Annotated in this window: 17 protein-coding genes; 10 read left to right on the forward strand and 7 right to left on the reverse strand. The window is 35.4% G+C overall.

Annotated elements, in window-relative coordinates:
• Nucleotides 1-21: 21 nt before the first annotated feature.
• The 10 genes from DRF57_RS22145 (at nucleotide 22) to DRF57_RS22190 (ending at nucleotide 7,867) form a co-directional block, all read left to right on the forward strand.
• Nucleotides 22-1,428 carry an MFS transporter gene (locus DRF57_RS22145; protein ID WP_047489071.1) on the forward strand — a complete coding sequence of 469 codons (1,407 nt, stop codon included), beginning with the start codon at nucleotides 22-24 and terminating at the stop codon, nucleotides 1,426-1,428.
• Between the two features lie 263 nt (nucleotides 1,429-1,691).
• Nucleotides 1,692-2,567 (forward strand): pirin family protein, encoded by an 876-nt coding sequence (locus DRF57_RS22150; RefSeq protein WP_115920904.1) that lies wholly within the window; start codon nucleotides 1,692-1,694, stop codon nucleotides 2,565-2,567.
• A 249-nt stretch (nucleotides 2,568-2,816) separates the two neighbouring features.
• Nucleotides 2,817-3,128 (forward strand): GNAT family N-acetyltransferase, encoded by a 312-nt coding sequence (locus DRF57_RS22155; protein WP_047489077.1) that lies wholly within the window; start codon nucleotides 2,817-2,819, stop codon nucleotides 3,126-3,128.
• 55 nt (nucleotides 3,129-3,183) lie between these two features.
• The gene (locus tag DRF57_RS22160) at nucleotides 3,184-4,083 is read left to right on the forward strand and encodes a pirin family protein (RefSeq protein WP_115920906.1); all 900 of its coding nucleotides are present in this window, start codon (nucleotides 3,184-3,186) and stop codon (nucleotides 4,081-4,083) included.
• Nucleotides 4,084-4,107: 24 nt separating this feature from the next.
• A complete protein-coding gene (locus DRF57_RS22165) occupies nucleotides 4,108-4,647 on the forward strand; it encodes an NADPH-dependent FMN reductase (protein WP_047489085.1) in 540 nt (179 codons plus the stop codon).
• Entirely contained in the window at nucleotides 4,640-5,218 is a 579-nt protein-coding gene (locus tag DRF57_RS22170) for a TMEM175 family protein (RefSeq protein ID WP_115920908.1), read from the forward strand. The genes DRF57_RS22165 and DRF57_RS22170 overlap by 8 nt, the downstream gene beginning before the upstream one ends.
• A gap of 1 nt (nucleotide 5,219) precedes the next feature.
• Entirely contained in the window at nucleotides 5,220-5,438 is a 219-nt protein-coding gene (locus DRF57_RS22175) for a (4Fe-4S)-binding protein (protein WP_047489091.1), read from the forward strand.
• Nucleotides 5,438-5,833 carry an OsmC family protein gene (locus DRF57_RS22180; protein WP_047489096.1) on the forward strand — a complete coding sequence of 132 codons (396 nt, stop codon included), beginning with the start codon at nucleotides 5,438-5,440 and terminating at the stop codon, nucleotides 5,831-5,833. The genes DRF57_RS22175 and DRF57_RS22180 overlap by 1 nt, the downstream gene beginning before the upstream one ends.
• A 1-nt stretch (nucleotide 5,834) precedes the next feature.
• Entirely contained in the window at nucleotides 5,835-6,122 is a 288-nt protein-coding gene (locus tag DRF57_RS22185) for a GNAT family N-acetyltransferase (protein ID WP_002984420.1), read from the forward strand.
• Nucleotides 6,123-6,307: 185 nt separating this feature from the next.
• Complete coding sequence (locus tag DRF57_RS22190) at nucleotides 6,308-7,867, forward strand: sodium:solute symporter (protein ID WP_047489099.1); 1,560 nt, start codon at nucleotides 6,308-6,310, stop codon at nucleotides 7,865-7,867.
• A 105-nt stretch (nucleotides 7,868-7,972) separates the two neighbouring features.
• Here the strand turns inward: DRF57_RS22190 and DRF57_RS22195 are convergent, their stop codons facing one another.
• The 7 genes from DRF57_RS22195 to DRF57_RS22225 all read right to left on the reverse strand — a co-directional run bounded on the left by DRF57_RS22195 (nucleotide 7,973) and on the right by DRF57_RS22225 (nucleotide 13,640).
• Complete coding sequence (locus DRF57_RS22195) at nucleotides 7,973-8,740, reverse strand: T9SS type A sorting domain-containing protein (protein ID WP_115920910.1); 768 nt, start codon at nucleotides 8,738-8,740, stop codon at nucleotides 7,973-7,975.
• Between the two features lie 314 nt (nucleotides 8,741-9,054).
• Entirely contained in the window at nucleotides 9,055-9,516 is a 462-nt protein-coding gene (locus DRF57_RS22200; protein WP_115920912.1) for a hypothetical protein, read from the reverse strand.
• Nucleotides 9,517-9,864: 348 nt separating this feature from the next.
• The gene (locus DRF57_RS22205; protein ID WP_115920914.1) at nucleotides 9,865-10,245 is read right to left on the reverse strand and encodes a hypothetical protein; all 381 of its coding nucleotides are present in this window, start codon (nucleotides 10,243-10,245) and stop codon (nucleotides 9,865-9,867) included.
• Entirely contained in the window at nucleotides 10,238-11,161 is a 924-nt protein-coding gene (locus DRF57_RS22210) for an RHS repeat-associated core domain-containing protein (RefSeq protein ID WP_157969926.1), read from the reverse strand. The genes DRF57_RS22205 and DRF57_RS22210 overlap by 8 nt, the downstream gene beginning before the upstream one ends.
• A gap of 233 nt (nucleotides 11,162-11,394) precedes the next feature.
• Nucleotides 11,395-11,934: a suppressor of fused domain protein gene (locus DRF57_RS22215; protein ID WP_115920918.1), complete on the reverse strand. Its 540-nt coding sequence runs from the start codon at nucleotides 11,932-11,934 to the stop codon at nucleotides 11,395-11,397.
• A 407-nt stretch (nucleotides 11,935-12,341) separates the two neighbouring features.
• Entirely contained in the window at nucleotides 12,342-12,977 is a 636-nt protein-coding gene (locus DRF57_RS22220; RefSeq protein WP_115920920.1) for an immunity protein Imm33 domain-containing protein, read from the reverse strand.
• Nucleotides 12,978-12,986: 9 nt separating this feature from the next.
• Complete coding sequence (locus DRF57_RS22225) at nucleotides 12,987-13,640, reverse strand: hypothetical protein (protein WP_123863372.1); 654 nt, start codon at nucleotides 13,638-13,640, stop codon at nucleotides 12,987-12,989.
• Nucleotides 13,641-13,871: the final 231 nt, after the last annotated feature.

Raw genomic sequence — 13,871 nt, forward strand, 5'->3', positions numbered from 1 at the left:
AGATATTTCAGCCTATATAAAATGACAGAAGCGACAACTCCACAACAGACCTCAATAAAGAAAATTCTTCCACTGATCCTGGCTACAGCGATTTTTATGCAAATGCTGGATTCAACGATTCTGAATACATCTCTGCCCTCCATAGCAAAAGACCTTCATGAATCTCCGCTTAATATGCAGAATGCTATCATCAGCTATGTTCTGACCTTAGCCGTTTTCATGCCTGCCAGTGGATTTTTGGCAGACAGGTTTGGAACAAAAAAAATATTTATTTTTTCTTTAATCCTATTCAGCCTCGGCTCTTTATTCTGTTCCTTGTCTCAGAATCTAACACAACTTGTGATATCAAGGGTTGTTCAGGGAGTTGGGGGAAGTTTAATGACTCCTGTTGGTAAGCTGGCCCTCATTAAAACCTTTGATAAAAATGAATTGCTTAAAGCGATGAATTTTGCCATTATTCCCGCACTTATCGGTCCGGTACTGGGTCCGTTGGTGGGTGGTTATATGGTTGATTATCTTTCATGGCACTGGATATTCCTGATCAATATACCCATTGGAGTTTTAGGAATTGTTTTGGGATTAAAATTTATGCCGAATTATAAATCTGAGAATGTAGATTTCGACTTAAAAGGCTTTTTAATTTTTGCCGCCGCTACTCTGTTGCTTTCGGTTTCGTTGGAACTTTTTGGAGATATACAGAACATCACCCCGGTCCTTCTGGTTTTCATTATGGGCTTCCTGTTTCTTTATTATTACTATAAACATGCAAGAAGAGAAGGAAATCCTATTTTCCCTCTGAATTTATTTCAGGTAAGAACGTTCCGTGTAGGAATTGTAGGAAACCTTGCCACAAGACTTGGAATCAGCTCGGTGCCACTACTCCTTCCGCTGATGATTCAGATTGCCTATAAACAGTCCGCCGTTACTTCCGGATGGATCATTGCTCCAATGGCTTTAACGGCAATTTTCGGAAAGTCCTCAGTCATCAAAATTCTTGATAAATACGGCTATCGGCAGACCTTAATGATCAATACATTCATCATTGGAACCCTGATCTGTCTTTTGGCTATTCCTGACATCCATACTTCTTTATACTGGTTTGTTCCTATTATTGCAATTTTGGGGTTCTTTAACTCTATTCAGTTTACTTCCATGAATACAATTTCCATTGCAGATCTCAGAAATTTTCAGACCAGCAGTGGTAATTCTTTAATATCTGTCAACCAACAGCTCGCCATTGGTTTTGGAATTGCTTTCGGGCTGATTGTTTTAAAAATATTTGAAAATACAGATCTTATCAATGGTGAAATTCACAATGCCTTCCGCTGGACTTTTCTCACCGTAGGAATATTAACTATTTTATCCGGCTTTGTTTTCAGAAGGCTTCATGTTTCGGATGGTAAAAATATGAAATCGAAAGAAGACTAATTCATTTTCAAAAGAAAACACGCACCTATAACACACATTATCTGTTATTTAAATAAAATTCAAAGCTCAACATTTTGTCATTTCTGGTTGATAAAGATGTATGTCCAAACCATATAATATCTCCATGCATCCATTCATTTACCCGGCAGTTTTCATCTCGCGATCATTTTGTGAGTACACCTGTATTTTCTTACGAACTTAACACAGATCAATGTATTTTAGTCTTAGCTATGGTATTTTTGTGTATATAAATCAACAATATTATGGCAACTAAAAAAGTAGAAATTGTAGTATCTCCTAGACCTGCACATTTTGTAGGTGACGGTTTTAGAGTTCATAATTTTATACCGGGAGTACATGGATTAGACATGAAAAGAATGGATCCATTCATTATGCTTGACTACAATTCAAAATTTCATTTTAACGGCACAGATACACCCAGAGGTGTAGGAGTTCATCCGCATAGAGGTTTTGAAACAGTTACCATTGCCTATAATGGAAAAGTAGAACATCACGACAGTGCCGGTGGAGGAGGAATTATAGGTGAAGGTGATGTACAGTGGATGACAGCTGCAAAAGGAGTTTTGCATAAAGAATATCACGAAACTGAGTGGTCAAAAAAAGGAGGAATTTTTCAGATGGTTCAGCTTTGGGTCAATCTTCCTGCAAAAGACAAGATGAGCAGTCCAAAATACCAGGCTATTGAAAATTCCAGCATGGAAAGAGTAGATCTAGGGAACAATGGACTGGTAGAAGTTATTGCAGGAGAATATCAAGGACACAAAGGTCCTGCCACTACTTTCACTCCCGTTAACATGATGAATGCAAAACTTAAAGCAGGGGGAAAAGCAGAATTTAATTTCCCGGCACACTTCAATACCACCGCGTTGGTGATTGAGGGAAGTATCATCATCAATGGAGAAGAAAAAGTAAAAGCAGATCATCTGGCACTGTTTAAGAATGAAGGCAACACTTTCACGATCGAAGCTACTGAAGATGCTGTTGTTTTAATTTTAAGCGGTGAACCGATCAGTGAACCTATCTATCCTCATGGTCCATTTGTGATGAATTCCAGAGAAGAAATCATGCAGGCTTTTGAAGATTTTAATACCGGAAAATTCGGTTACCTGGAAGATTAGCAGAATTAAATTTCTCTTAATCTTTACTTATTCCTTTTTTACTAACTTTATATAATGTTAGGTTAACCATAGGATGTTTATTTAATAGACTCAGTATTTAATAAACAATATTTAAAAAATTATTACAGTAGATAATATATGATTTGTTGACGGCCTTACAGACTACAGAAATCTGTAAGGTTTAGTCATCAGTCATTTTTATCCATCAGAGAAGATTTTTCAGCCTATCATTTTTTAATACCACAGTTTATGAAACCAGAATTTGAAAATATACCTCTTGTAAAAGCAGATACAAGATTTGAAATAGAATTTAACGGACATTATGCATTCATTGATTATCGCGAAACGACTCATCAAATTGCACTTATCCATACGGAGGCCGAGCCTGAGCTTGCAGGAACCGGGGCAGCGGTAGCCGTTGTAGAAAAAACATTGAACTTTATTGAGGAAAGCGGAAAGAAACTTTTACCATTTTGTCCTTACGTTTTCGCTTATATCAAAAAACATCCGGAATGGAAGCGTATTGTTGATGAAAAATTTGAAGGATATCATCAACTTTAATTCCATCCTACAAGTATTTCAATTAAATTAAACCATAAAAAAGTATCATTATACAATGTCAAATATTGGACTTATCATCGAAGAAAAAGCAGCAGATATCGGAAATTTCCTGGTAGGAAGACTTCTTCCTTTCCGTGAGAAAAGAGCGGTAGGCCCTTTCGTTTTTATCGACCATATGGGCCCTTCGGAGCTAAAAGATTATCAAAATCTCGATGTTCCACCGCATCCACATATCGGGTTATCAACATTAACTTACCTGCTTGAAGGATCTATTTTTCATAGAGACAGCATAGGAAGTGCGGTTGAAATAAAGCCCGGTGCTGTTAATTGGATGACCGCCGGAAAAGGTGTGGTACATTCTGAGAGAACCCCCGAATATTTAAGACACAGCGATAAAAGGCTTCACGGATTTCAGATCTGGGTAGGTCTTCCAAAGCATCTCGAGCAGTCTGAACCTACTTTTCACCACATCGAAGAAAATGATATTCCAGTTTGGGAAGAGGATGGAATTCAGTACAAACTTATTGCCGGTGAGGCATTTGGAAGAACATCTCCTGTTCCTGTACACAGCAAACTTTTTTTCCTTGAGATTAAAACAAAAGAAGCAAAAAAAATAAGCATAGGAAAAGATCTTTATGGGGAAGCAGCCATGTATGTTCTGGATGGAACAGTAACCACGGATGGAAACTCTTATGGATCAAAACAGCTGATGATTGCAAAGGATACAACACTTTGTGAATTCGAGATGAGTGAAAAAGGAACAGTTTATCTTTTCGGAGGAGAACCTTTTGATGAGGAAAGGTTTATATTCTGGAATTTTGTAAACTCTGATAAAGAGATGCTGGACCAAGCTAAAGTAAACTGGAACGATCAGAATCATGAGGCATTTCCTTTGGTTCCTGGTGACGAGCAGGAATACGTTCCACTTCCTAAAGCTATTTTAAACAGAAAATAAATTCAGCCAGCAGTATAAAAAACCATGAAAATATTAGCATTTGCAGGAAGTACTTCTTCCACTTCCATCAACAGAGAACTGGTAAAGTTTGTCTTAAAGGATTTTCAGGATGAAGAGATCAATTTTATTGACCTCAATAATTTCAGCATGCCTGTTTTTTCCGTAGATCTTGAAAAGAAAGGTTTTCCGGATGAGGCGCATCAGTTTCTCCAAGTGATTGAAGACTGTGATGTCATTATCTGTTCTCTTGCAGAGCACAACAGATCTTACAGCGCAGCATTTAAAAATGTTTTCGACTGGGCCTCAAGGATTAATGTAAAGGTATTTCAGAACAAGCCCATGCTTTTGATGAGTACCTCTCCCGGCGGTTATGGCGGCGGAAATGTAATGAATACAGCCAAGACATTTTTCCCTCAGTTTGCAGCAGATATCAAGGATACTTTTTCATTGCCTAAGTTTTATGAAAATTTCGACCTTGAAACCGGTGTTATCAATCCCGATATGCTGAATGATTTGAAAACTAAGATAGAAAATTTTAAATCTCAGGTAAAAGCTAATGAATAAAGGAAGACTGGAGGCATTCAGTGACGGCGTTTTAGCCATCATCATTACCATTATGGTACTTGAACTGAAAGTACCTGAAGGTAGTAACTGGTCTAGTCTCAAGCCTCTTCTTCCTAAATTTCTAGCCTATATTTTCAGCTTTATCTATGTAGGAATTTACTGGAACAACCATCATCATCTGTTTCAGACGGTAAAAAAAGTAAACGGCAGTATTCTCTGGGCGAATCTTCACCTTCTGTTTTGGCTCTCTATGATGCCTATTGCAACAGAGTGGATTGGAACAACCCATTTTACCAAAAATCCAGTGGCCGCATATGGTTTCGGGCTTATCATGGCTGCTATTGCCTACACCATTCTGGAGCATGTCATCATCCGGTGTGAGGGAGAAAATTCAAAGCTGAAAGAAGCAATACATTCGAAATATAAAGAATACATCTCTATTATATTTTACGTTCTGGGAATCGCTACTTCATTTTTTTATCCTTATATTGCCATAGGTTTTTATTATATCGTGGCTCTCATATGGCTGATTCCGGACAGAAGAATCGAAAAAACATTAAAAGAAAATTAATATGGAAACACACGAATATCCCAACGGCGACATTACTGTCATCTGGCAGCCTCAAAAGTGTATCCACTCGGCTGTATGTGTAAAAATGCTTCCTAAAGTCTATAATCCTAAAGACAGACCCTGGATAAAAGCAGAAAATGCAACACCTGGAGAACTTAAAGAACAAATAGATCAATGCCCGTCAGGAGCATTAAGTTATAAATTCAACACACAAAAATAATGGCGGTAACAGTAAAAGCTAGTTTAGGAAAAACAAAATATTATACAGAGGTAACAGCTGGTGATAATAAAATCATCACTGACGAACCTATTGATAAAGGTGGGCAGAACAAAGGTTTCAACCCTATGGAAATTCTGGCAACCTCTCTGGCAAGCTGTACAGCGGCCACTTTAAGAATGTATATCGAAAGAAAGGAGTGGGATGTGGAAAACATCAATGTAGAGGTAGAGCTTGAAAATTATCCGCTGACCAAAAGAGCAATTTTCAAAAGAGACATTACCTTTGAAGGAGTTCTGGATGATGAGCAGATGAAAAGACTGCACACTATTGCCGATGCCTGCCCTGTTCATAAAATACTAACCAACGATATAGAAATACTAACTAAATTCTCATAACATGATCGAAGTAAAACAAAACAACGACGAGAAACACGGAAGTTTTGAAGCTTTCATAGATGGAAGACGCGCAGGAATGATGACTTACACTTGGGCAGGAGAAGAAAGATTTATTATTGACCACACTGAAGTGGAAGAAGCCTACAACGGAAAAGGAGTAGGTAAAGAAATGCTTTTGGCAGCTGTAGATTTTGCCAGAAAGAACGGCAAGAAGATTATCCCCCTCTGCCCTTTCGCTAAAGCAAGCTTCCAGAAGAGTGAGGAATTACAAGATGTTTTAGTGAATTAATCACTATTCTCCACCCTTACCATATTAACCTTTCAGTACGTATCTGGAAGGTTTTTTATTTTCCTGTTTTAAATGCAAAACCTGCAAATATTTCATGTTATCAACCTATAAAAATCGACTGTGAAGTAAATTCCTCATTCACGACTGATCTTTTTTATATATTTGCTGAAATTTAAAATATAAGCATGAATTCCGGAACTATCCTTTTGCTATTTGTTTTTATCTATTTCATCGGCCTTTTAGTGATTTCTTATTTCACAAGCCGAAATTCTGATAATCAGTCCTTTTTTATCGGTAATAAAAAAAGTAAATGGTGGCTCGTTGCATTTGGAATGATAGGAACCAGCTTAAGTGGGGTTACTTTTATTTCCGTTCCGGGAACAGTCGGAAAAATGACCGGCTCCGAATATATTTTTGGAGGTTTCGAATATTATATGATGGTGATTGGCTTTTTCATCGGGTATTTTATTGTTGCAGCCATACTCCTTCCATTGTATTATAAGATGAACCTTACTTCCATTTACACCTATCTTGGAAAAAGATTTAATGTGGAAGCCCATAAAATAGGATCTATATTTTTTATCATATCCAGAGCTATAGGTGCTACTGCAAGGTTATATCTGGTGGTGAATGTTTTACAGATATTTTTACTTGAGGGATTAGGTGTTCCTTTTTGGGTTACTGCTCTTGTGCTTTTGCTGATGGTTCTTTTATACACCTTTGAAGGCGGGGTAAAAACTATTGTGATTACGGATACATTACAGACCTCTTTTATGATCATCAGTTTGGTGGCGTGTATTGTCTATATTTTATCCAATCTGAATTTATCATTTGGTGAAGCCTATACTATTTTGGAACAGAAGAACTATACCCATTTTATCAATTTTGATCCCAATTCCAAGACATTTTTTCTAAAAACAATTTTGGGAGGAATCTTCATTACGATTGCCATGACGGGTCTGGATCAGGAAATGATGCAGAAAAACATCTCTGTGGATAACCTTAAGAACTCGAAGAAAAACATGCTGACTTTTGCAGGAACGCTTCTGTTTGTAAATCTTGCGTTCTTATTTTTAGGCGGTTTACTTTATCTTTTTGCATTGCAAAACGGAGCAGAATATGGAGTGATAAATTCTGAAACGGTGACCAATATTTTCGGATTTAAAGATGCGTCAGGAAATATAAAAAACATTATGGGTGACGACCTTTTCCCGGCCTTATCACTTCAGGGATATTTCCCGATGGCCATTTCCATCATTTTTATTATCGGTTTAATTTCAGCATTATTCCCTTCAGCAGATGGAGCTTTAACTGCTGTGACAAGCTCTTACTGCGTAGACCTTTTAAATCTTAATGAAGACAAAACCAAATCTGAAAAAGAAAAAAAACACCTTCGTATGAGAGTACATTTGATTTTCACCGTGGTTTTCTTTATCCTGATTATGGTTTTCAAAACGATGAATGATAAATCGATTGTCTATCTTATTATGGAAGTTGCCGGATATACTTACGGACCGCTTTTAGGTCTTTTTGCTTTCGGAATTTTTACCAAATTTAAAATATCAAGAAAATATTCTATTCTTACCGTAACCATTTTAGCTCCTGTCCTTACCTATCTGATCAATTTTGCGGTAACTTCTTATACCGATTACCGGATTGGTGTAGAACTGATTGTTCTGAATGGACTGTTGACGTTTATCGGGTTATGGCTGGTAAAGGATAAACAATATTTAAGAGTGGTTTAACCAGACTCATTGAGCCAGTATTAGCTCAATAACCTGATAAATAATAAAAATAATAAAGGCTGTTTTACAAGTAAAACAGCCTTTATTGTATAATTAATATGGTATTTATTCTTTAATCCATTTGATTGTTTTATCCATATTTTTAGTTTTAACATTAATTAAATAATCTCCTTTAACTAAGTGGGTTAAATTAAAGGTACCCACTTGATCATGATCCGCTTTATTATTGGACTTGCTCAATACCAATTTACCACTTACATCATAGATCGCAATATCATAGATTTCATTTGAATTGGTAAACTTGATATTCAGAAGGCCTTTGCTTGGATTAGGATATACTACAAATACATCATTGTTTCCTTTAGTTTCGTTAACCCCTAATACCTTACTAATCGTGAAATTAACAGGGTTAATATTATAAAAGACATTTCCTTCTCCAGCAACCATAATTCTGGCTTGTGCCGTGCTCACATTAGGAATGGTTACAGTTTCAGAGCCATCATTTGGTGTAGAAGCTGCGATCGTGATAGGATATGTAAGACCACCGTCTGTTGAAAGTAAAATACTTACATTGGCACAACTTACAGGAGCTGCAGTTGTATTTGCTACATCCCAGGTTATTGTTTGAGAAGTGTCACCATTCCAGTTTACAGCGGAAGCAGGTGCTGTTACTAAGAATGGTCCTGAATTTCCGTCAACAGTAACAGAGGCATCATCATTGGCAACTCCGCCACAACCGGCATTATTATCTCTTACAGTTAGTCTGAATTCCATAGTTCTTCCATAGGATGGTAAAATTTCTCCTCTGGTAGAAACATTATTGATCACATCGGTAATTTGAGGAAAATATCTGTAAGGAACAGTAGTAGGCATAAATGATCTGAATAAAGGAGCATTTCCGACTGGAGCATTCCAGTTTCCTGCCGGCCCCGTATCATTTTGTTCCCAGCAATAGGTAAGTCCATTATTTTCAGCATCTGTTGCGGAGCCTGTTAATTTAAACGGAGTACTCTTAGGAATGGTATAATTATTCCCGGCATTTACAATAGGAGCTGTATTGGAGGAACTACTTTTTATTTATGGTTATCAATGTGTTATATTGTTTTATTTTTAATTGTAACAACATTTGTAACGACAATTGTATCCTGTGGACGCCCAAATTTAATAACTTATCAATCAAATTGGATTTAAAATTTTTCATTTCTTAACAATGGATTAATAAAAATGATTGTTTTAGATATGTCGGAAAAAATTTGAAAACCGATTTTTAAATAAAATTGTAATAAGCTTTCAAAAGCATCATTGCCTTTTTCCATTTTATCATATCCCATTTCATCACACCAATCTTTATCTCTACCTAATGTATGATCCGATTCACATTGTAATGGAAATACCTTTAGAGCCATTAAGCCACAACCTTGGATGAAATTAACATAAAAGTCTTTTATCCATTTATGCCCTATTCCCACTCCTCTATACTCCGGAAGAATTTCTATTCTGGATAATATTAATAAATCATTTTCGTATATTTCATGTTGGAATTTTTCAATAATTGTCTCATTCCAGTCTTCTCTGTTGCCACTAAAAGCATATGTAGACCATGCATGATAGGTTTCTGCTAAAGGATCAATATTGAAAAACCTCCCCATTGCAGCATCATAATTTCACCATCGGTAAGAACTCCATTTTGTCTCCCTTTGGTTTTCCTGCCCCTGGGAAGAATATCTATAATTTGGAGTAATTGAACCCGAGGTGCTTAGTTCTCCGCCAAACTCCAGCCCAAACGGATAATAATGAGTTGTCCTCTCTATTTTAATATTTCCGGAAGCATCTTTGTAATACGCTAATCTGATGTTTCCTACCTGATCGGTAAATTGTAAAGATAATTGTTTTTCTAAAATAAAACCACTGGCATTGCAGTGGTTTTAAACTTGTCAACTCAAAGTCAAGACTTTGTCAGCAAGAATGAAAAGTCCCTCAGTTGATGTATTATATAATTAAATATTACCATTAGTTTTAATAGCTACCGAAGTAAAATAGAATACAATTATTCCCATGATTAACATTATGAAAGGTACAATATAAATTCTTATATCAAAAAATTGATAATCATATGATGCATCTTTTAAAAGTTTTCCTAAAAGTTGCATTATTGGGGCTATTATTAAAAATATCAAACTCCAGATTTTTAATAATAACTTAATTCTTGAAAATTTAATAAAAACTAATATTAATAGAAGCAATTGAATTGCTATTGGAAATAAAATAGACCAATCACTACTTACAGAAATAGAATACACATTAAATAACAGAAGTCCAGAAAGTAGTATTATTAAAAAATAATAAAAAACTACGGATTTAAATTCAGATTTATTCATTTAATTTTTTTGTCTTTTTATCAATTATATTTTCGGCAGATTTTGAAACAACATTTGTAGTTCCTCCGATTACAGTTTCATGAATTGCCTTTTCAGTTTTTGTCATCGAAGGATTTAATTTAAATGTTTTATTAAGTAAACCTTCCCCCATTTTACCAATACCTGTACTTATAATTTTTTTTGAGCCTTCTATCATTAAATCCGAATATTTACTGTCTGAAAAATCAACTCCAAACTTTATTCCCCATCCAAAATTAGATACTGCTTCAGCAGGTGGTATTAATGCTAACGAAGCTCCTTCAGTAGCTGGCGCTGCAAGAAGTGCTGCGTTAGAAGTGTATTCTCCTCCTTTATCTAATACTTCACCTAAAGCATAAGCACCTCCTTTCATAGTTTCTGAAAGACCTAGTCCCATTTGACCAAGTGCAGCAGATTTTCCAGCCAATCTATCCAACATCATTATTTCTCTAGAACCAATATTCCTTTGTATTGCCATTTCTCTTTTGATGTTAAATTTTTCATTAAAAAAGTTGGTAACTCCACTAAAAAATGTTTTTAATCCATTTGTTGTTCTATCTAACAAAGGAGCTTCTTCATTTACTTTCTTAGGTTCTAAACCTTCAAGCTCCCGTGCATCAACGACGCGGTTACCACTAAATGCATATACTGACCATGTATTGTAGGATTCAGACAACGGATCTACATTAAAGAACCTTTCCATCGCAGCATCATAATTTCTCCATCGGTAAGAACTCCATTTTGTCTCCCTTTGGTTTTCCTGTCCCTGGGAAGAATACCTATAATAAGGAGTAATAGAATTGGAAGTGCTTAATTCCCCTCCACACTCTAATCCGAAAGGATAATAATTGGTGGCTCTGTCAATTCTAAGGTTTCCGGAAGCATCTTTATAATACACTAATCTGATGTTCCCTACCTGATCTGTATAATTGTAAAGATAGTTATTTTGAATGAGTCAAAATAACCTTCTAAGGTTGAGGAAAATTGTAATATACTACTAAAAACAGACTGCTTTGAAAATGGCAGCCTGTTTATATTTATTCTAAGGCACGAGCAGGGTGCTCGCGTCAGCGAGGTTTTTTACTGATTTTCTGAACAAAAAAACTCTAGTCCTATTTTTCATTTTTTAAATTACCATGAGTATGATTCTCTGTTTAAATCCCATAAATTGTCTATTTCATTTTCTTCCAAAAATTCTTCAAAACTATTCCACCCTTTTTCTCTTATCAATTGAGCTTCATCATAATAAACTGGAACTATAAGAGGGAAAATCACTGATCTCTCGTCTAAATCTAACTGTTGTAAATTTTCATCAAAATAAAAGGGTAAGGTAAAGTATAATGAATTCATTTTAGTCTCCGAAGTTATCGTAAAATCAAATGATATAACATCTCCCTGTTTAACTCCTTTATTTTGCTCAATTAAAAATTCGGAAAAACTTGTTAAGAAAGAAGCTATCTCATTTTTACTAAACTTATTTTCACACACAAAAATAAATTCGAAATAATAGCCAATAAAATAACGATTTAGTCCTAATGTTGAATATGTTCGTACTCCATCAAATGGGGTTTGTTCATGCAAGGATATTGTAATATCATATTTTTTATCCGTAATATTTATTGCATTTGTTATTTCACCAATATGATTTTCTATATGTTCTACTATTTTCATCTATTAAATTTTGGATGAATATATTTTATGGACCAATTAGAAGCAAGGAGATTTTTTAGTAAAACAGTTAGCTTATAACCAATAAACTAACTGTTACTGAATTTTATAGATTGCTTAGCTGAGTTTCTGAAAGACAAGCTTCTTTGTAATCGAATGTATTTTCAGATAGCATTTTCTCCAAAAACTTTTGAAGATTAACATAATTAACGGAAGGAAAAACATCAACATTTAAAATATCTGATCATCCATACCTTCCCATAAACTTACCAAATCTTCTATAGCCTTTACTACTTCTTTCTATCACTAGAGAGTGCAATCTGTATTATAAATATATAAACTCACATTTGCAATGTTTTTGTTTTATCTTCTCAAGTGTGTGTAATCAACGATCATGGGTTATCCCAAAGTCATTCCTCTTCATCCTTAATTATTTCAATATTCCCACTGTCCATTAAAAATCTGTATCCAAAAGGTAAAGCTAAATATTTCAAAATATCAGGACGAGCAAAAGCAACATGATAAAAATGCACCATTTTTAATGACTTAATATCGTCATTATAATCATCTGTGATAAGGTACCATCCACTCTCATCTTGAGATGCGTCATATCTAATTCCTTCTATATCTTTTCCTTCGTAAACACCATCAGATATAACAACAGACTGATTGAAATTTGGAAAAAGAGGAGTAAGATTTTGTTGACAACATATTTCCCCTTGTTGCCTTACAACTGAAATTGCCGTATCGCAACCTTTATTAAAGCCACTACCATTAGGGTTTACTTCATACAGATCATAGAAGTTGTCTTCATCTAGTCGAAATTGTAAAAGCCATGAATAATAGCCAATATTTTGGTTTTCAGAAATAATAGGATTATTATCTACAATATAATCTATCATGTATTTAATAACGTCTATATAGTTTTCGGGCTCATTATTACCAATAATGACTCTAATTTCTTTTGTTATATAAGAATCTAATCCTTTTGTTCCAACATAGAGATTATCTACTATACCGATTTGAATTCCTTTGTATGTTATCATATATTTATTCTATTTACTTATTTTCGGTAATATACCCTGTCTTTTCATTCCTGAAATTATTCCCCCTTGACTAGCACTACAATATTTGCAATGCGGGAAGAAAGTTTGTGGCCAGCCATTTGGAACCAAAGCATTTGCAGGTTGGTGATCTAAAATAAAATTTCCCGATTTAGTACCTGGATTTTTTTGACCACAAGTATGACAACCAAGGGTATAACCTTGTTCCTTAATCGCTTTTCTTTCTGTTGCCGTGAACTTTCTGCTGTGCCCATTTACAGCAGGATAACCTTCTCCAGCAAAAGGCCCTGTGTTTAAAGTTCCATTTTTCTCTACTGCTGCCTTAGAAATAGCTTTAGCCTCGGCTTTAACTTCGTCAATTGCCTTTATTGCCGTGGATTTTGTCCCCCGAGATGTTAATACACCTTCAGGCCCTCCTACTGCTGCAAGTGCTATCGTCGCTAAATCAAAAGCACCATTGACGGCTTTCTCTTTAAAAGATTCTTTGGGAACTCCTGTCATTAAAGTTAGTGCTCCATCATCCCCAACCTCATACTTATTTCTTACGGCATCATTGGTAAGAACATTAATAGTTCGTGCTACACTATTGGATACCGCGGCTCTAACACTATTGATTCCACCTCCAATAAATTCAGCAAACTCCATTGGGTCAGCTGGGAGGCTACTTCTATTTACCTTCTTAGGTTCCAAACCTTCAAGCTCCCGTGCATCGACTACACGGTTACCACTAAAAGCATATGTTGACTATGTATCGTAGGATTCTGACAAGGGATCAACATTAAAAAAATTAGCGTATCATAATTAATACGCTAATTCGTTTTTAATATTTAATAGGGAAGCGTTGAAACATCTTCGTCAATTTCTCTTCCTTCATCA

Source organism: Chryseobacterium rhizosphaerae, assembly GCF_003385455.1.
In the GTDB taxonomy this organism is placed as follows: Bacteria; Bacteroidota; Bacteroidia; order Flavobacteriales; family Weeksellaceae; genus Chryseobacterium; species Chryseobacterium rhizosphaerae.